Source organism: Neobacillus sp. BF23-41, from assembly GCF_041106275.1.
This window is the reverse complement of sequence record NZ_JBGBPR010000008.1, coordinates 13,880-33,285: the sequence shown is the minus strand read 5'-3', so window position 1 is coordinate 33,285 and position 19,406 is coordinate 13,880. Positions and strand designations below refer to the sequence as shown.

The 19,406-nt window shown below is 42.0% G+C and carries 18 protein-coding genes; 5 read left to right on the top strand and 13 right to left on the bottom strand.

The features are described from left to right. Positions 1-5: 5 nt before the first annotated feature. Together AB7942_RS13910 and AB7942_RS13905 are read right to left on the bottom strand one after the other, a co-directional pair. Positions 6-476 carry a PTS sugar transporter subunit IIA gene (locus AB7942_RS13910; protein ID WP_369447304.1) on the bottom strand — a complete coding sequence of 157 codons (471 nt, stop codon included), beginning with the start codon at positions 474-476 and terminating at the stop codon, positions 6-8. 650 nt (positions 477-1,126) lie between these two features. After that, on the bottom strand, positions 1,127-1,900 hold the full coding sequence (locus AB7942_RS13905) for a phytanoyl-CoA dioxygenase family protein (protein ID WP_369447303.1): 774 nt from the start codon (positions 1,898-1,900) through the stop codon (positions 1,127-1,129). Between the two features lie 119 nt (positions 1,901-2,019). On the opposite strand from AB7942_RS13905, the gene AB7942_RS13900 reads away from it, so the two are divergent. After that, a complete protein-coding gene (locus tag AB7942_RS13900; protein ID WP_369447302.1) occupies positions 2,020-2,913 on the top strand; it encodes a helix-turn-helix domain-containing protein in 894 nt (297 codons plus the stop codon). A 66-nt stretch (positions 2,914-2,979) separates the two neighbouring features. On the opposite strand, the gene AB7942_RS13895 is transcribed toward AB7942_RS13900, so the two are convergent. The 4 genes from AB7942_RS13895 to AB7942_RS13880 all read right to left on the bottom strand — a co-directional run bounded on the left by AB7942_RS13895 (position 2,980) and on the right by AB7942_RS13880 (position 6,871). Then, complete coding sequence (locus AB7942_RS13895; RefSeq protein WP_369447436.1) at positions 2,980-3,876, bottom strand: DMT family transporter; 897 nt, start codon at positions 3,874-3,876, stop codon at positions 2,980-2,982. A 159-nt stretch (positions 3,877-4,035) separates the two neighbouring features. Beyond that, positions 4,036-4,827: a putative hydro-lyase gene (locus tag AB7942_RS13890; RefSeq protein WP_369447301.1), complete on the bottom strand. Its 792-nt coding sequence runs from the start codon at positions 4,825-4,827 to the stop codon at positions 4,036-4,038. Positions 4,828-4,860: 33 nt separating this feature from the next. Continuing rightward, positions 4,861-6,099, bottom strand: coding sequence for an NRAMP family divalent metal transporter (locus AB7942_RS13885; RefSeq protein WP_088089805.1), 1,239 nt, complete (start codon positions 6,097-6,099; stop codon positions 4,861-4,863). A gap of 1 nt (position 6,100) precedes the next feature. Continuing rightward, entirely contained in the window at positions 6,101-6,871 is a 771-nt protein-coding gene (locus AB7942_RS13880; RefSeq protein ID WP_088089806.1) for a LamB/YcsF family protein, read from the bottom strand. A 268-nt stretch (positions 6,872-7,139) separates the two neighbouring features. On the opposite strand from AB7942_RS13880, the gene pxpB reads away from it, so the two are divergent. Next, complete coding sequence (pxpB, locus tag AB7942_RS13875; protein ID WP_369447300.1) at positions 7,140-7,874, top strand: 5-oxoprolinase subunit PxpB; 735 nt, start codon at positions 7,140-7,142, stop codon at positions 7,872-7,874. Further along, a complete protein-coding gene (locus tag AB7942_RS13870) occupies positions 7,871-8,860 on the top strand; it encodes a 5-oxoprolinase subunit C family protein (protein WP_369447299.1) in 990 nt (329 codons plus the stop codon). The genes pxpB and AB7942_RS13870 overlap by 4 nt, the downstream gene beginning before the upstream one ends. A 100-nt stretch (positions 8,861-8,960) precedes the next feature. On the opposite strand, the gene AB7942_RS13865 is transcribed toward AB7942_RS13870, so the two are convergent. The 6 genes from AB7942_RS13865 to AB7942_RS13840 all read right to left on the bottom strand — a co-directional run bounded on the left by AB7942_RS13865 (position 8,961) and on the right by AB7942_RS13840 (position 15,106). Continuing rightward, complete coding sequence (locus AB7942_RS13865; RefSeq protein WP_369447298.1) at positions 8,961-9,716, bottom strand: IclR family transcriptional regulator; 756 nt, start codon at positions 9,714-9,716, stop codon at positions 8,961-8,963. A 112-nt stretch (positions 9,717-9,828) separates the two neighbouring features. Beyond that, positions 9,829-10,836: a MupG family TIM beta-alpha barrel fold protein gene (locus AB7942_RS13860; RefSeq protein WP_369447297.1), complete on the bottom strand. Its 1,008-nt coding sequence runs from the start codon at positions 10,834-10,836 to the stop codon at positions 9,829-9,831. Then, positions 10,833-12,194 carry a PTS transporter subunit EIIC gene (locus AB7942_RS13855; protein WP_214730586.1) on the bottom strand — a complete coding sequence of 454 codons (1,362 nt, stop codon included), beginning with the start codon at positions 12,192-12,194 and terminating at the stop codon, positions 10,833-10,835. The genes AB7942_RS13860 and AB7942_RS13855 overlap by 4 nt, the downstream gene beginning before the upstream one ends. 109 nt (positions 12,195-12,303) lie before the next feature. Next, complete coding sequence (locus tag AB7942_RS13850; protein ID WP_369447296.1) at positions 12,304-13,158, bottom strand: MurR/RpiR family transcriptional regulator; 855 nt, start codon at positions 13,156-13,158, stop codon at positions 12,304-12,306. Between the two features lie 24 nt (positions 13,159-13,182). Next, on the bottom strand, positions 13,183-14,091 hold the full coding sequence (gene murQ, locus AB7942_RS13845) for an N-acetylmuramic acid 6-phosphate etherase (RefSeq protein WP_369447295.1): 909 nt from the start codon (positions 14,089-14,091) through the stop codon (positions 13,183-13,185). A 151-nt stretch (positions 14,092-14,242) separates the two neighbouring features. After that, complete coding sequence (locus AB7942_RS13840; protein WP_369447294.1) at positions 14,243-15,106, bottom strand: Cof-type HAD-IIB family hydrolase; 864 nt, start codon at positions 15,104-15,106, stop codon at positions 14,243-14,245. Positions 15,107-15,296: 190 nt separating this feature from the next. On the opposite strand from AB7942_RS13840, the gene glcD reads away from it, so the two are divergent. Both glcD and AB7942_RS13830 read left to right on the top strand, forming a co-directional pair. Then, positions 15,297-16,709 carry a glycolate oxidase subunit GlcD gene (gene glcD / locus AB7942_RS13835; RefSeq protein ID WP_369447293.1) on the top strand — a complete coding sequence of 471 codons (1,413 nt, stop codon included), beginning with the start codon at positions 15,297-15,299 and terminating at the stop codon, positions 16,707-16,709. Continuing rightward, on the top strand, positions 16,706-18,028 hold the full coding sequence (locus AB7942_RS13830) for a (Fe-S)-binding protein (RefSeq protein WP_369447292.1): 1,323 nt from the start codon (positions 16,706-16,708) through the stop codon (positions 18,026-18,028). The genes glcD and AB7942_RS13830 overlap by 4 nt, the downstream gene beginning before the upstream one ends. 141 nt (positions 18,029-18,169) lie before the next feature. On the opposite strand, the gene AB7942_RS13825 is transcribed toward AB7942_RS13830, so the two are convergent. After that, complete coding sequence (locus tag AB7942_RS13825; RefSeq protein ID WP_369447291.1) at positions 18,170-19,360, bottom strand: helix-turn-helix domain-containing protein; 1,191 nt, start codon at positions 19,358-19,360, stop codon at positions 18,170-18,172. Between the last annotated feature and the right edge of the window lie 46 nt (positions 19,361-19,406).

Here is a 19,406-nt window from a genome sequence, read left to right as displayed (position 1 = left end):
TTTTCTTAGTTTGTTTTTTGAGTAATTAATTCATCTAATAATTCTAGAATTTGTTCGCGTTTTACAGCCTTCATTAACTGTTCTCGGAACTCATCGTCCATTAATTTGCCTGACAGTGCTGCTAATATTTGGAGATGAGTTGTGCCGCCTTCTGTTGCTGGTATGGCTAGCATGATAATAAAAGTAACCGGTTTATCATCTAAGGAATTCCATTCAATTTCATTTGTTGTTTTTCCAATAATGATACTCGCGGTTTTTACTGTATCGCTTTTACAATGCGGGATGGCAAACCCATTGCCAAAACCCGTTGAAAATTCTGCTTCTCTATCCAGTACGCCTTGGATAAATGCAGACTCTGATTCAATTCTATCCTGTTCTCGTAATAATGAAGTTAATTGAGAAATCACTTCTCTCTGGGTGGTTGCATCCAAATTTAACTCAATCAAGCCTTCATTTATCAATGATTCGATTTTCAATTCTTCACCTTCAATCTTGTTGTAATTTTTCTAATCCAGATCTATTCATTCTGCAAACCCTTACATCAGATAACGTTATCTTCTACAACTTGAATTTTATATATTTTTAAACAAAAATAAAAATTAATAAATTTCCTTATCTATTAGGAAACGGTTACAAGCTAGAGATTTTATAGTTTCTTAAACTAGAACAAAAGGAGCAAGCGCCCGTTTAGCTGCGTATGGACTGGAGCGCTCCAACTGAGATAAAGGAAACACAGAGAGCGTTAGCGCATTCGTGCTCGACTTATCGTAGGGAGGAGAGCGAAGTCCACTAGCAGCTGGGCGCTGGGGCTGGATTCAGAGAACTATTTCAAGTTATCCACAATAAATAATTTTTTAATTTCATATAAAAATAAAGAGGCGGCTTTCTGCCACCTCTTTCACATCCATACTAAACTATAGCCAAAAAGGGTCCGACACCTGCAGCTTAAACATCATTCTTAAATGAAAAATCAGCCTCTTCGGATCCATCTGCACCAAACTCCAGAAACTTTCAATCTTGATTCTTTTCAGTCAAGTAGAGACCTTCTAGGTTACCCGCTTCTCTTCTCCTGACTCTTTTCGGTCACGTAGACCTACCCTATTTGTAACTGTTACCTCTCAATTCACTATTTTAAGGCAAAATTAGCATGATAATCACGGAATGTTGGATTTTCTCCACAGACCATTAAGCCTTGCCCCCAGTTCACGTGAACATCGGCGGACGGTTTATCGGAAGGATCACGATACTGAAATAATACGTTTCTGCGCGGTCGGTTACTGCGATTACAATCAGAACCGTGTACCGTTAAATAATTAAAAAACAGTACATCCCCTGCTTCGGCAGGGCAGGGAGTCCCTATGGAAATCGGATATTCCTTATGATTTAAGTAGTGACTGCCTACATGAGGAAGTGGTCCTCCTTGATGAGATTTTGGTATCACCCTCAGGCATCCGTTTTCCAAGTCTGCATCATCAAGATGAACACTAGCAGCCAACATGGTATGACTTTCATGTGGAAAATACGGATGATCCTGATGCATTGGAAAAGCTGCTCCCTTTTCAGGTGGCTTCACCAGCATTTTGGAGTGATGTAATTGCACATTCGGTCCGATCAGCTTTTGCAATATAGACACCATATTGGGATGGATAACGGCCCTAGAGAAAGATGCGTCATGATAATGAACGTCATGAAACCCTTTTAAAACAAGTTTTTTTAACTCTTTTGGCGGGATGTGCTCCCCTTGCCATGCATGATTTCGATCATGTTTTGTATTTGCTGCACGTTGAATAATGCGTTCAACCGCCGTTTTTATTTGCTCTACTTCCCCTTTAGAAAAAACCCCTTTAACAAGCAAGTATCCATTTTCTTTGTAAAAATCAGCATCCTTTAATGTAATCATGATAATTTCCTCCTTTAAGATTAATAGTATAATTGTTATAATTTTAAGAAATTAATGAATTCCAGTCTTTATCAGAAGAGGCTGTTTTTTTGTCTTTTGAAGACATCGGAGGGATATTTTTGGTCGTCCAATCATGTAAACTCAGTGAAGGAATGTTGAATCAATATGCTATGCGGCCGATTGGAGAAGAAATTTCCTTTAAGGTGCATTATTGGGGAGTGAACCCGGAGCATTTTAACAATCCGGTCCATAGACATTCATTTTTTGAAGTTTGTTATGTACTAAATGGAGAAGGACAGTATAAAGACCTGGATGTACAATATCCGTTAAAGAAAGGTACAGTATTTTTATCCCGTCCGAACATTCAACACCAAATTTTAAGCGAAACAGGACTTTTTCTTGTATTTGTTGCTTTCGAGATTTTACATGAACAATCAAAGGCTGATGCCATTCGCATGTATAATCTACTGGCGAAAACAAATAAGATTTGTATCAGTGCTGCTGCTGATTCCCCAACTTCCTTAATATGGAGGGCATTGGTAGATTATATGTCAAACGGCGGTACCAACGATTTTAACTTCATTACTAATATGGCACACACGCTCATCCTGTCCTTTAGCACTATGTTTTCCGAAGCAAATCAGAGAAGTCGAAGTCCAGAAAAAATGTTTTCGAATCGTTCTCCCACCCATTTATATCAAGCAAAGCTGTTTATTCGTGATAATTTATCAGAACCATTGAAGCTAGAAGATGTCGCCAACTATCTTCACATTTCTAGTCGTCATTTATCAAGGCTCTTTTCCAATGAACTATGTGAAAGTTTCTCCAATTATATTCGCAAGGAAAGGGTAAAAGAGGCGGCCCGCCTGCTTGAAATGACAAGCATTCCTATTAAAGAGATAGCCGTTGTTACCGGCTTTGGCTCAGTGCATTACTTTACACGCGTATTTACTACGATGATGAACGTTTCACCTGCTAAGTATCGCAATGATTATTTGAAAAAGAAAATATAGTCTAATTAAAATAAGCCCACGAAATCAAGTGGGCTTATTAAGGAATATTTAATTAAGGCGATGATTTTATTTATTACTCATCCTTTTGTAAGTGGGTTTATACTTAAAATTCACAAAATGAATGCTTGTGGCAACTAATAGCATTCCGACAATCAGTGTATAGGTCACCGTTTCTCCCAAAAAAAGCACTCCGAGGAGAACAGCAACAATAGGTATGAGAAACGTATAGGAACCAACTTTGCTTGCCTCACCTGCACTGACAAGCTTGTAGTAAAGGATGTATGCATATGGGATGCCAATGGTCGCACCAAAGCAGAGCCCCAATATGTAATATCGATTCCATTCGATTGCAGACCAGCTTTCAAACACCGTTCCGGTACCTATGAGGAAAATGCCTCCAATCACACATTGAATCGCCACCATCCAAAAGGGATCCACTTCTTTGCTCACTTTCTTTACATAAATAGTGCCTGTCGCCCAGCTTACCGCAGTTAGTAACCCGAGTATAACTCCAATTGCTGAGATATGGACAGTCAAACCATCCACACTAACGACAGCTATCCCAACAAATCCAACCAACAAACCAAAGATTTGAATTGGCGATAAATATTCACCAAGGAACAGCCAAGCGAAAAGGCCAAGTAAAATCGGCTGAAAATAGACAAGAACTGAAAATAATCCACCCGGTAAATAAAGCAATCCTAACGTCTGAAGCCCGAAAAAAAGGATGGAGTTAAAGAAAGCGGCGATAAAGTACTTCTGCCAGTTATTCCACCAATTGATCGCCTTCCGCGTCTTCCAAATAATTAGTGTCAACAGGATTCCGCCTAAAATCGAACGCATTCCTGCATAAAGCAATGGCGGTGAATAGGGTACTGCTAATTTATTGATTGGCCAGCTTGCGCCCCAGATCAAAATGAGCACGAAAAGCGCAGCCTTCGATTTTGTAGACATATTCTCCATCCCCTTTTCAACGACAAACAAGCAGGTCGAACTCGTCCCCGCAAAGTTCAAAGAGACGACGCAGGATGCATCGCCTCTCTAAAATACTTTACAGACTCTGCTTATCGCAGTATCTTCTATAAGACTACGAAATGTTTAGCCTATTTTCAATAGATACGTTCAAAGCACACTGAAAGCTTCATCTTTTATATCACTAATGAACATACATCCTGGTGCATGAGTAATCATGATGGAAGGCTCACTTTCCATCGCAACGGCTTGAGGAGTTACACCACATGCCCAAAATACCGGAATCTCCCCTGGTTTCAAGGACACAGCATCTCCAAAATCAGGTCTTGAAAGATCCATGATGCCTATTTCGCTTGGATTTCCGATATGGATTGGCGCACCGTGTACTGCCGGAAAACGGGACGTAATCTGAACGGCACGGATGGCATCCTGCGGTGTCATTGGCCGCATACTAACGACGGTCGGCCCCTCAAAAAGACCTGCTTTTTCACACTTAATATTCGTTTTGTACATCGGAACGTTACAGTTTTCCTCGATATGTCTGACCGGAATACCGCTCTCAAGGAGTGGTGTTTCAAATGTAAAACTGCACCCTAGCAAGAAGCCCACCATGTCGTCTTCCCAATACTCGGTAATATCTGCGACTTCCTCTGTAAAAACACCATCTCTGTATATACGATATTTCGGGATGTCTTTACGGATATCTGCACCTTTTGCAATCAGAGCAGGAACAAATGAGCCAGGCTCCGTCACGTCCAATAAAGGACATGGCTTCGGATTCCGTTGACAAAACAGCAAAAAGTCAAAGGCATGCTCTTTTTTTAAGACCACCAAGTTTGCTTGTGTATACCCTTTTGACATTCCTGCAGTTGGTCCTGTAATCTCTTGCTTCCGAATCAACTCCCTTATTTTTTCCGGCTCCAATGTTTTATAGTTCCCCATAGTGTCCCCTCCTAAAATGGCAATCTTATAAAATTACTTAAAAATCAAAGGTAATTGTTCGATCAATGTCACTACACTCAAATAGCCCATGATCACAACAACAAAACCACCCGGAATCGTCAACCATAGCGGATGCTTGTACTCACCAACGATACTTTTCTTGTATGCGGCAACTAATAATGTACCTAAACCTAGTGGCAAAATAAGGGCATTCAATGCTCCAACGATAATCAAGATCGTTACTGGTCTTCCAACAATTGCAAATGTCGCTGTTGAAATAACAATAAATGCAATAATGACCCAATTTTGGTACTTCTCAATGGTTGGATGGAACGTACGAATAAATGAAACCGACGTATACGCCGCCCCTACAACAGATGTTACCGCCGCAGCCCACATAATCACACCAAACATACGATAACCGACGTCACCTGCAGCAAGTTGGAACACCGAAGCAGGCGGATTCGCTGGATCAATCGCAAGTCCTTTTGTTACAACCCCAAGCACAGCCAAGAATAATGCCACACGCATAATACCCGTAACGAGAATCCCTGTAACAGAGCTTTTTGTAACTGCTGGCAATGCTTCCACACCTTTGATACCCGCGTCTAATAGACGGTGTCCGCCTGCAAACGTAATATACCCTCCTACCGTACCTCCAACAAGCGTAACGATCGCGAACATGCTAATCTTTTCCGGCATAAACGTATTCACAATCGCCTCTCCAACCGGCGGTGCTGTCGTAAATGCAACGTACAGCATGAGGAGGATCATAACTAACCCTGCGATTTGCGCGAATTTGTCCATTGCTTTACCTGCTTCTTTAACGACAAAAATAAAAATCGCTAACAGTGCACTAATCACTGCACCTGTAATTGGATCCCACCCAAGCATGGCATTAAGACCCAATCCAGCGCCAGCTACGTTTCCGATATTAAACGCCAAACCGCCTATGACGATAAGTATGGCCAATACAAATCCGAGTCCAGGGAACACTTTGTTGGCAATTTCTTGTCCACGCAAACCGGAAACGGCAATAATTCTCCAAATGTTCATTTGTGAAAAGATGTCTAATAATAATGAAATTAAAATAACAAAGGCAAAGCTTGCAGCCAATTGCTGTGTAAATACAGTGGTTTGTGTCAAAAATCCAGGTCCAATCGATGAAGTCGCCATTAAAAAGGCGGCACCGAGTAAGACACTTCTACTTACCTTCTTTTTCCCCGAAACGTTGTCAGCTTTTTGTGTAGAATCAAATTTAGGATTTTCCATGCTAAACCTCCAAGTTGCAGATTGCTGTTACAGTAATATGGTTCTTTTTTAACGTTTCATTAATATATTTGGCAAAGGCTAGTGCATGTGCACCATCTCCGTGAATACAAATGGTATCTGCACGTAGCGAAACTTCTGTTTTTTGCTGAGATACTACTTTTCCTTCTGTCACCATTTTCACAATTTGCGCGACAGACTGTTCTTGATCTGTAATCATCGCATCCATTTGTGAGCGAGAAGTCAAAGACCCGTCCGCTTGATACGTACGATCTGCAAATACCTCATGTGCCGTTCGTAGACCAATCTTCTCTCCGGCTTTTGTCAATTCACTGCCGGCAAGGCCGAATAATATTAATGACGGGGATACGTCATAAACCGCTTGTGCAATGGCTTCGGCAAGTTTTCGATCCTTGGCAGCCATATTGTACAATGCACCATGGGGTTTTACATGCTGCATTTTTTCATTGAACGTCATTAAAAACCCTTGCAATGCCCCAATTTGGTAGACGACCATGTCATATCCTTCTTGAGGTGTTATAGCCATTTCCCTTCGCCCGAATCCGTTTAAATCTGGCAAACTAGGATGTGCTCCAATTTTGACCCCATTGGCAATGGCCATCTTCACCGTTTCTCTCATCACACTTGGATCTCCGCTATGAAAACCGCAAGCTATATTTGCAGATGTAACGTATTTCAAAATTTCTTCCTGCTCCCCAAGCTTGTACCGGCCAAAACTCTCCCCTAAATCACAATTCAAATCCACTTGAAACATGTTTCTCCCCTCCATCTCGATCACTCGTCTACCGTGCAAAAAGCGCTTTCATCTTTATTTTGTTCCGATATTCGGAACTTTAGTTTTGAAACTTAAACCAATTCTAGCATAAATATTTTCAATTGAATATAATTATATGAAAATTATAAATATCATAATATTCCATATTTATAGACTTGTATTTAAATTTGTATAAACTATAATATTGGTAGTATCCGTTTAACAGAACCTAGTTACCGAAATTCGAAACATAGAGGAGCTGATTATAATGGCCCATCAAAAAAATAATGTTTACATAAGGCCTTTAGGGGATTCTGCTCTTGTGATTCAGTTAGGCGATGGAATGAGCCCCGCCATCCATGAAAAAGTGAAAAATCTATCTAACTTATTAGAAAAAAAGCCGTTTACAGGATTCATTGAATCTGTACCGTCTTATAATAGCTTGACCATTTATTACAATCCTGTTGCCGTCTATTTGTCCAACCCAGATCAAGAAGCAACAAGTCCTTATAAAAAAGTAAGCACTTTCATTTTGGCGTTACTGGATAACTTAGGAACGAGTGAAAAACCCGAACAACGGCTGATAACAATCCCAGTTTTGTACGGAGGAGAATTTGGTCCAGATTTAGAGTACGTAGCAATGTATCATGGACTTTCTGTTGAAAAAGTAATTCAAATTCATTCGTCAAATGATTACTTAGTCTATATGATTGGCTTTGCGCCAGGGTTTCCGTTTATGGGGGGGATGGACGAAAGAATTGCCACACCGCGTAAAGATTCACCCCGCCTAGCCATCGCGCCGGGATCTGTTGGAATTGCAGGAAAACAAACAGGCATCTACCCGCTGGAAACACCAGGAGGATGGCAAATTATCGGTCGTACCCCGCTTGATTTGTTCCTTCCCGAACTTTCACCGCCAACGATGTTACAGTCTGGAGATAGAATCCGATATGTACCGATTACTTATGAAGAGTATGTTGCCTATAAGGAGATGAAACAATGAGCATTAAAGTGCTTCATCCTGGATTATTGACTACGATTCAAGATTTAGGGAGATTCGGTTCACAAAAATTTGGGGTACTCGTAAGTGGAGCCATGGATCCTATTTCTCTTAGAGTGGCAAACTTACTCGTTGGAAATAACGAAGGAGAAGGCGCACTTGAAATTACACTGTTTGGGACAACTCTCGAATTTGAAACGGATGAGTTAGTAGCGATTACAGGCGGTGATTTGCAGCCTTCGATTGATGGAAATGTTGCACCGATGTGGCGACCGGTCCTGATTCGCAAAGGCTCTATTTTAAAATTTAAATCCGCCATTAATGGCTGTAGGGCCTACGTTTCATTCGCAGGCGGAATCGATGTTCCCGAAGTGATGGGAAGTAAAAGCACTTATCTTCGCGCGGCGATTGGAGGGTTTCACGGCAGAGCATTACAAAAAGGGGATGTGTTTGAGAGCGGAACCTTCAATAGAATCAGTCGGGCATTCGTTCATCAGCTCGAACAAATGACTACTCATTTTCCATGGTCAGTCAACTATACAGAATTTATATCATTCAATAAAACACAAATGATTAGGGTTTTACGAGGGGCTGAGTTCGAGCGTTTCGATACAGCTAGTCAACAAACGTTTTTTTCAAACCGCTATACCTTAACCACTCAGGCGGATCGGATGGGCTATCGATTGGAAGGTAAATCCCTCCACTTATCAGAGAAGTTTGAGCTGCTATCAGAAGGGGTTACATACGGGACCATTCAAGTACCTTCAAACGGACAGCCGATAATTTTAATGGTAGATCGACAAACGACTGGAGGATATTCCAAAATCGGTCAAGTCATCTCCGTCGATCTGCCTTGTTTGGCACAGATGCAACCCAACTGTGACATTGAGTTCAAGGAAGTTTCGCTTGAACAAGCAGAATTTGAACTAATCATGCAAGAGCAGAAGCTCCGTAAATTAGCGTTAGGCATTCGCTTTAAGGCACTTTAGGAGTGAGAGTACAGGTGCAGATGAAAATATAGCTTCAAATCGCAGGAACGGGGCGGCCTCTGCATCAAACAGTGTTGATGCAAAGGCCGCCCCGTTCTATTTATTTTATATAGCCTAAACGCATGGATATTTCTTCTGCAACTTTTTTCACTTTCTTCGCATAGTTCTCAATGTTCTCACCTTGATAATTTGCTTCAATCCCAGCGATACTTATGCCCGCTATCACTTCACCTTTATGATTATAAATCGGTGCGGCAATGGCAGATGTATGGTTTTCTAATTCAGAATGGCTGATGGTATATCCATCGATTCTCGCTTGGTTTATCGCCTCATAAATTCGCTCTTTGTCCGTAATCGTCCCTTGTGCAAACGATTTGAGCTCAGTGGATTCGAGATATTCCTGCACCTCCGAATTAGGTAAAAAGGACAAGATCGCACGTGAACAGGCCCCAGCATATAGAGGACTTTTCCTTCCAATCGCAGTATACAGACGAACCTTTTGTTTGGTGTCAATTTTCTCGATATAGATGGCTTCATCCCCTTCTCTAACAATCAGGTTAATGGCTTCCTTAATATCATTATGTAATTCATTCATAAAGGGATAGGCAATCTGACGTAGATCAATCCTTGACAAAACGAGATGGCCAAATTTGAGAAACAAAAGTCCAAGTCTGTATTTCGAATCACTTCCTTTTTCCACGAACCCCATTTCTTCTAACGACGCGAGCATTCGATAGACTGAAGTTTTTGGAATCCCTGATAGATTAATAATTTCTTGAAATGATAATTCGGTATGCTCTATAAATAGATTTAATACATCCATCGAACGGACAACTGTTTTGTTTTTGTTGTTCATTAATTGTAATCTCCTTCTCAAACACCATTCCACAGTATATATAAAAATAATTCTACACGATAAATTCATACATTCAAACAGAAAAAAACCAAGGGAACTCCCTTGGTTTTAATCAAACTCGAATTAGTTTTACGATGTGACCCGGTTGCAGGAAGGAAAGCAAAGGTAAATCCGCCTCCACTACCCTTCCAACCACATTAACTCGCTCATCGGACGGAAGGTCATGAAGCGTGATTTGGACCTCTCCGCGATATCGTCCATAGTGGTCATTGTCTCTCGTAATCGTCCCAACCGGCCGTGCTACCGTATTCTCAGCAACGACCGTGCCTGAACTTCTCGTATCCATGAACCGAAGTACGTCACGGGAAAAATCAGGGCGGAGCCGGAACTCTCCTGTTTCAAATCCTTCGATTCTGACAGAAACCCGGTGATGGCAGTCAAACTCAATTAATCGCTGAAGAAGGTCCTCACTTACCTCCGGATCGCCGATATACACATCATCGACACCCGCCTGGAACAACTCCAGTGCCGCTAGATACGGATCGACTTCACGATGCGCTTCCAAGGTGGGCAGCCCTTCAAACAGAGGGCCGCGTTTCTCACCATCTCCTGGAATATACGCACTTACTGGAATACCATACCGTCTAAAAAGTTCATTCTGTGATTCAAAGAACGATTCAGATAAGCCCGTTTCACGCCTTGGATAGAAATTATGCCAAGCCAGCAGCTGACCAGCCTCTAAGCCGCCCTCAAGGAGAGCACGCACATCTTTCTCAAACAAAATACTGGCATTGAGAGCAAGTTTGAATTCCTTAGCCAGGGTCAAAATCGTATCATTTTCAAAAAAGTCATCCAACCGCAAACCGATTACTCCTAAGGATTTTAACGCAGATAAGCTTTCTAATCCTAAATGGGCAGGTGTTCGTGCCGATACATCCGCATAAACCTCTAATCCAGCTTCTTTTGCTGCTTTAAGCAACGATTTCGCGCGGGCCACTAAATCGCCTGACTCTTCAGGGATGTGAAGCGACGTAAACGCCCGCCTCACACCCATTTTTCCTGCGAGCGCAATCCGCTCTTCTGCTAAAGGGTCATTTAAATAGAAACTAATACCGATCAATCAAACTCACCGGCCATGTCATCATTGAAGCCGAATAAATAGGTGAACAAGAAACCAGCAGCATAAGAAATTAACACACCTAGCAGGTAAAGCAGGACTTGGCCAGAAACAACTAGGAAAGCAAGCGGTAAACCAGAAACCCCTACAGCAATCGTTGCTACATGGAAGACGGCCTGGAACGCACCGCCAACACCCGCACCTAAGCAGGCAGTTAAGAATGGACGGCCTAATGGTAAGGTCACACCGAAAATAAGCGGTTCGCCAATTCCAAGAATTCCTGCAGGCAGCCCCCCGCCAATTGCTCTTTTTAAGCGTTTTTTCTTCGTTTTAAAGTAAATCGCAAACGCAGCGCCGACTTGTGCGGCACCACCCATAGCCAAGATTGGCAGAAGCGGGTCATTTCCAAGCGTATTAATTAACTCCAAGTGAATTGGTGTTAAGCCTTGATGTAAACCAGTGACAACGAGCGGCAGGAAGGTTGCACCAAGCACAAAACCAGCCACGACACCACCCACATCAAGCAGCGAAGTTAATCCTTTTGTAATCGCATCTGAAACGAAACCACCAAGCGGCATAAAAACAAGATAAGTTACAATACCAGTAAGCAATAAAGCAACCGTTGGCGTGATAAACAGGTCAAGCGATTGTGGAACATAACGACGAACTCGTTTTTCGACAAGGGCAATAAAGATGGCGGCAAATAAAACTCCAATTAAACCGCCGCGCCCAGGAAGTAAGGCGGTATCAAACAATTTGATTCCTGCAACAGCTGGGTTAATGATTAATATACCGGCAATCGCCCCAAGTGCGGGTGAACCACCGAATTCTTTCGCTGCATTGGTACCAACTAAAATGCCAAGGTAACCAAATAAACCGCTTCCAATTACGGACAAGATAGTTGCCAGTTGGGAATCTGCTGCTAACCATCCCGCTTGGACGATCGCTTTGGTGATCCCTGTAATCAATCCGGAAGCGACAAGTGCTGGGATTAATGGAATGAAAATACTTGAGATTTTTCGTAAAAATAGCTTAAATGGTGTGGCATTCTTTTTGTTAATTTCAGCCTTTTTGCTGGCTGCCTTTTCTTTCAAATCGATTCCGCCAGCAGCATCTATCAATCTGCCAAACTCTTCTGTCACCCTGTTTACTTTTCCTGGGCCTAAGATAATTTGGAGTGTTTCTTCTTCTACCACTCCCATGACACCGTCTATTTTCTTAATGGCAGCTTGGTTAACAATCGAATCATCCTTCGGTGTCACACGAAGTCTTGTCATACAATGAGTATAATTTTCAATATTCGCTGGGCCGCCTAATTGTTCAAGAATCTTTTCTGCTAAAATTTTATTCTCTCCAGCCATGCTAATTCCCCTTCTCTCTGTTGTTTTTTCAAAAGTGAACTTCTTATTCCAAGTCAGTAATACAGGACGATAAGAGATGGAATGGTGTTCACATCACCTCCTGAAAGGACTATTTCCCTTCTTTAATAAACCGGATCGCTTCTCTTGTTTTATCAATGGAATGAATCGTATCCTCATATTGAACGGTTGCCATCGATAAAAACAAAATATCCATGATATATAACTGCGCAAGGCGTGATGAAGTGGCTGCACTTCGAAACGGAGCCTCTCCTGAATAGGCGGTAAACAACTTAATATCTGCCAAAGCAGAGACCGATGATTGCCCATATTTCGTTAAACTAATTGTTTTAACGCCGCGCTCTTTTGCGAGTGCCATAACTTTAATCACCTCAGGTGTCTCTCCTGAGTGGGAGATGCAAAACACCAGATCATCCTTATTGGCATTGGCAATCAATGTAGCAACAAGATGTGTATCCGAAAAAGCGGTTGCGTTTTTATGAACCCTAAGGAGCTTTTGCTGTGCGTCCCTAGCGATAATATTTGAAGCCCCAATTCCAAAAAAATGAACATTTTGAGCAGTCGACAAGGTGTGCACAGCACGTTCCAACTCATCATAATTGATTATCTCTTCCGAGTCGCGGATGCTTTGGATACTATTACTTGTTGTCTTCTGAGCGATAGAGAAAAAAGATTCACCAGGCTCGATGTCACGGTACCCTTGTTCAACTGGTTTCACAAGATCCCCAGCAATTCGTACTTTTAAATCTTGAAAACCGTTTAAGCCCAAGGACTTACACAGCCGAATCACAGCAGCACCACTTGTATTAGCCTGCAATCCGATGTCATGAACGGTACTATTTAAAATCACTTGAGGATTATCAAGAATAAATTCAGCAATTTTCCGCTCGGAAGCCGGAAGCTGTTCCAGCATATTTTGAATCATTTTTAAACCGCCTGCTGCCACACCAAAGACCACCTTTTTAAATAATTACTCTGCCACGTTTTGGATTGCTTTTTTTACATAGCCATTCGCTTCTGTTAATAATCGTTCTGCTTCTTGTTTCGTAGTATTCGTTTTAATCATGACGATCGCTGTTTTAACTTGTAGATCTGATGCCTCTAGTGTTTCCAAAGCCTGTTCATAGGAAACCCCAGTAATTTTACGGATGATGCCGATCGCTCGTTCCTTCAATTTTTGGTTGCTGACATGAACATCTACCATTAAATTCTCATAGGCTTTTCCTAAAAGAATCATTGAAGAAGTTGAAATCATGTTCAAAATCATTTTATGGGCGGTTCCTGATTTCAAGCGAGTTGAACCAGTTAGTACCTCTGGACCGACAATTACTTCGATGCTTTGGTCGGCTTCCTTACTAATCGCCGCATTTTTATTGCACGAAAGAGCAACCGTTTTCGCTCCAATGCTTCGTGCATAGCGAAGTGCCCCTATGACATAAGGTGTCCGCCCGCTGGCCGCAATCCCAATCACGGTATCATCTTTTGTCAGACCCAATTCCTTCAAATCGGTTACACCAAGATCTGGCTGATCCTCTGCTCCTTCGACTGCTTTCAAAAAGGCGCCTTCTCCACCTGCCATAATCCCTTGGACCATTTCAGGGTCCGTGCTGAAGGTAGGCGGACATTCGACTGCATCTAGAACTCCTAATCTTCCGCTCGTGCCTGCACCTAAATAAATGAGGCGCCCGCCGTTTTTAAAGGATTCAAACACAAATTGAACCGCTGCCTCCACATCTGGTAACACATCCTTGACCGCTAGTGCGACCAGTTGATCTTGCTCATTCATGATTCGTAATATATCGATTGGACTTGCTGTATCTATCTGCATGGACTGTTCATTTCGCGATTCTGTCGTTAATAATTCAAGATTTTCTGCCATTTTATTGTTATCCTCCTGTAAGTCTTTTCTGAGGTGAAAACGGTTACCCGTACATTTATTATATTACTTTTAAAATATCATTTCAAGATTTTTATTAAAATAGTGAAATGTTATTTTAAAACACTATTGTACTGAATTGTTTATTTGGACATTATTCCAGCAAATAGCGGCGGATCGCCTTAGCAACACCAACTTCATTATTAGTACCAGTCACCTGATCCGCTAATTGTCTCACCTTTTCGGGCGCATTTCCCATCGCAATTCCAAGGCCAGCAACCGAAAGCATGAGGGCGTCATTGTAATTATCACCAATCGCAGCCGTTTGAGAGAGTGGAATCTTCAGCTGCTCGGTCAGTTTCATAAGGGCAGACGCCTTTGTCACACCAGTGGGGGTAATTTCTAAATTAACAAAGTTAAAACTGCTGCTAATTTCCATATCGAAGCTCTGTTCCTTCAGACGTTTCGTAAAATGAGCCATCTTGTTCCCATCATCAAAGACAGCAATTTTTGTAATGTTCGGCTTCTGTTCCTTTACGTATCGGTAAAAGTCCTCAACCACTTTCACCTGGCATTTTTCTCGAAAACTTTGACAATGCTGACGCTCCCCCCCTGATTTTTCAAGGGTAGGGATGTTATTTTCAATCCAGTTCTCGTTCCATTTATTCACCTGTGGGACCAGGAGTATATCCCCCTCGTAAAAGTGGGCATAGATACCCTCCGCCTCACATAATTCCCAAAAGCTCAAAAGCGGCTCGTATTGAAAAACTGATTGCTCGCTGACCTCACCATTTTCATCGATTAGAATCGACCCATTGTAAGCAATGATCGGCTCACCCTCAAGTCCAATCGTACGTGCAATCCATTGGGTTGAAAGCGGGGAACGCCCGCTGCAAATTACGACTTTCCCCCCTCGTTGGCGGTATTCATGAATCGCCTCGATCGTTTCCACATCAATCTCTTTTTGATCATTTAATAACGTGCCGTCCAAGTCCGTTGCTAATAGTCGATATTTCACCTATTAATTCCCCTTTGTAATTTTATTTTATTTTTAATATAATATTACTGAAATTTAATTTCAAATTGTAGTGGTGCCTGACACCACTTTTGTAGGACGACAATTTATATAATATTCTGATTTCCAAACAAGAATCACCTATACTATAAGAAACATTAAAATAGACAAAACAATGAAACGGGGAAACCAAATGCTCTCGAATACAGTAAAAGAAAAACTAATTTCCATTGTAACCAAGGAAAACTTTGATGATTCCCAAGTCGAACGCTTAGTATACTCATATGATGCCACACCGAACTTCCAGTCGATGCCTGATGCGGTCATCAGCCCGAGGAATACAGCAGAAGTTTCTCAAGTCCTAAAGGTATGTAATGAGCATAAGGTTCCGATTGTTCCGCGCGGTTCCGGGACCAACCTTTGTGCTGGGACATGCCCAACCGAGGGCGGGATTGTCCTGCTTTTTAAGCATATGAACCAAATCCTCGAAATTGACGAGGAAAATTTAACCGTCACCGTTCAACCTGGTGTCATTACCCTTGATATGATTAATAAGGTAGAAGAAACAGGGCTGTTCTATCCGCCCGATCCAAGCTCGATGAAGATTTCGACGATTGGCGGAAATATCAATGAGAACTCCGGTGGGTTGCGCGGGCTTAAATACGGGGTGACACGCGATTATGTCATCGCCCTTGAAGTCGTTATGCCAAATGGCGACATCATCAGGACCGGTGGAAAGCTGGCAAAGGATGTTGCTGGCTATGACTTAACCCGGCTGTTTGTTGGATCTGAAGGCACTTTAGTGGTCATTACCGAGGCCACACTCAAATTGATTCCGATGCCAGAGACGAAACAAACGATGCTGGCCCTTTACCAAGATCTAACCGCTGCCGCAAACTCTGTTTCAAAAATCATTGCTAATAAAATCATTCCCACGACACTAGAGTTTCTTGACCAGCCAACCTTAAAGGTGGTCGAGGAATTTGCTCAAATCGGACTGCCTACCGATGTAAAGGCCGTTCTTCTAATCGAGCAAGACGGCCCGCCCGAAGTGGTAGAGCGTGATTTACTAAAAATGGCTGAAATTTGTAAGAAGGAAAAAGCGATTTCGATTCAAGTCGCCGCTTCTGAGGAAGAAGCTGATGCACTAAGAACTGCACGACGGGCGGCTCTTTCTGCGATTGCACGCTTAAAACCGACGACGATACTCGAGGACGCAACGGTTCCTAGATCAGAAATTGCCAATATGGTGCAGGCGATCAATGAGATAACTGAAAAATACCAGCTGACCATTTGTACGTTTGGCCACGCCGGAGATGGAAACCTCCATCCAACCTGTGCAACAGATGCAAGAAATCATGAAGAAATGGAACGGGTCGAAAAAGCCTTTGAGGAAATTTTTGAAAAAGCGATTGATTTGGGCGGAACGATTACCGGGGAACATGGCGTCGGCGCGATGAAAGCCCCCTACCTTGAATGGAAATTAAAAGAAGAAGGAATTGCAGCAATGAAATCTATTAAACTAGCGTTTGACCCAAATAACATCATGAATCCTGGGAAGGTTTTTGCCAAAGACAGCAAGAAACGCGTGGTGATTACAAGATGACAACCGTGAAAGAAAAACAAACGATTCAAGAACAATTTAAAGCGCGGATGAACGAAGATGAACTGCTCAACTGTATGCGCTGCGGCTTTTGTCTGCCAACCTGTCCGACCTATATTGAATCAGGCTACAAAGAATCTCATTCTCCAAGAGGCCGGATCGCACTCATGAAGGCTGTTGTGGATGGGCTGATTGAGCCGGATGAGGATTTTGAGCGCTCGCTTGAACTCTGTCTTGGCTGCCGCGCCTGTGAACCGGTCTGTCCATCCGGCGTGAATTATGGCCATTTACTCGAAGAGGCAAGGGACATTATCCATCAAAACAAAAAGCACTCTCTGCCAGCGCAGGTTGTCAGGAAAACCGTGTTTCAAGGGCTGTTCCCGCACCAGAACCGGATGCGCGGGGTGGTCGGTTTAATCGGATTTTATCAGCGCTCCGGCATTCAAACGATTGCCCGAAAAATCGGCTTTTTAGGACTTTTACCAAACCAATTAGCGGCAATGGAAAAAGTATTGCCTGAAGTGCCAACGATGAAAGAGATGAAAAATCGGCCCACTTATTTGCCTGCAATGGCTGAAAAGGTACACAGAGTTGCTTTTTTCAGCGGCTGTTTAATGGACACGATGTTTCTGAAGTCAAACGATGCCACCATGAAGCTGCTGCAAAAAGCCGGCTGTGAAGTCGTGATTCCGCAAAATCAAGCATGCTGCGGAGCGCTCCATGGCCATAGTGGTGAAAAAGAAACAGCAAAAGACCTAGCCAAACGAAATATTAGGGCCTTTGAGGATCTTCAAGTTGATTTCATCATTACCAATGCAGGCGGGTGCGGCGCCTTCTTAGTCGATTATGATCATTTACTGAAAGATGAACCTGCTTGGAAAGACCGCGCCAGAGACTTTAAGGAAAAGATAAAGGATATTTCCGAAATATTAGTAGCCGTCGATTTTCATAAAAAGGTAACATTAGAACTTCCTGCGCAGGTGATCACCTACCAGGATTCTTGCCACCTAAGAAATGGCATGAAAACAGCCTCTGCACCTAGAAGACTCCTTCAAGCAATCCAAGGGGCACAATATAAAGAAATGAAAGATGCCGATCGCTGCTGCGGTTCAGCCGGGATTTATAATATTGTTGAATCAGAGATGTCGATGGTAATGCTTGATGCAAAAATGATTGAGGCCAAAGCGACACACGCAACGACGATTGTCACCGCAAATCCAGGTTGCTTATTACAGATGCAGCTTGGGATTGAACGGGAAGGCTTATCCTCTACAATGCGGGCGGTCCATATCGTGGACTTATTAGTTGAAGCGATGAATTAAGTCTGCTCCATTAAAAAGGATTTTCAAGTAACTGTACTTCATAATTCAATACCTCGATTTGATATAAAATAGAAAAGGCAGAACCGCTTTTGAGAAGCTGTTCTGCCTTTATACTGTTTGGCGATAAAATAATAGTACCATTCAATTTCTTGTTAATCGATAATCTGAAGGACTAAACTGCATATACTTTTTAAACATGCGGCTAAAATAATTGGCATCATGGAAACCTATTTTGGCAGCAATCTCACTTATTGGTAAATCAGTCATTTCTAAATACGACAAAGACATGTCAATTCTCATTCGATTTAAATAATCAATCAAACTAATCCCTACTTCTTTTTTAAACAAATGACTAAAATGATGCCGGCTTAAGCAGCAATATTGTGCTATTTCAATCAACGAAATACTCTTCTGATGGTGTTCTTTAATATAACCAATAGCTTGTTGAATTACAGGACTTACTTCATTTAAATTCGTGTTTACTGATTGCTCGGTAAGCCAAACCGCATATTCACAAACCTGATTGACAGATTTATCGTAACGAATAATATGATACAAGTTTTGAATAAAATTAGTATTATTTGAATGGATGGTTATTGCATTTGCACCTGAATCTATCACCCGTTTAGACAATAATAAGACGATGGACACTACTTCTGTTTTGAAAATATCCTCATTAAATTGACTAGCCACAGCTAATTTTTCCAGGAGGCGTTTCAAATTTTGAATGGTCCCTTCTATATCCCCAATTTTAACAAGTGCCAGCAGCTCTGCCTTTTCTTCATTAAACGGATTGATTACTGGCTCATCGTTATTTCGTTTCATTTCACAATGAAAGATTAATTGATTCCCTTGAAAAAAGCGGCCGGACATCGATTTCCTTGCTTCTAAAAACGATTGGTAAAGCGCATATGGATCCTGATAATATCTACCAATCCCTATGGATACTGACAGGTCAATAGAATTAGTAGCAAGTTGGATTTCTTTTGCCATATGAACCATTTTTCTATTAAACTCATTTACTGAATCCTGTTCCTCCAATTCTAAAAGAAGAGCTAGAACTCCCTCTTCAATCCAATTCCAAAGAAAAGGAATACGTACGGTTTCCTCAATTTTTTCCACTAGCTGCTGGCCAACTTTTTTTCTCCACTCCAAAGAATTCCCGCTTGCGCTTGCTATATCTGGATATCGATCGATTGAAATAATCATAACTAAATGTGGATGAATAGAAATCCCGAATTTTTGTTGTAACTCTGCAAATGTCCCTTCATGAACAAGCGTTCCAGAGAGTAGAAGATGCGAAAAAGCAGCTCTGATTGGATCTTGCTTCATAATCATTCCCCTCGTTCATCCTGTCTTTCTAAGTTAAAGAAAAAGA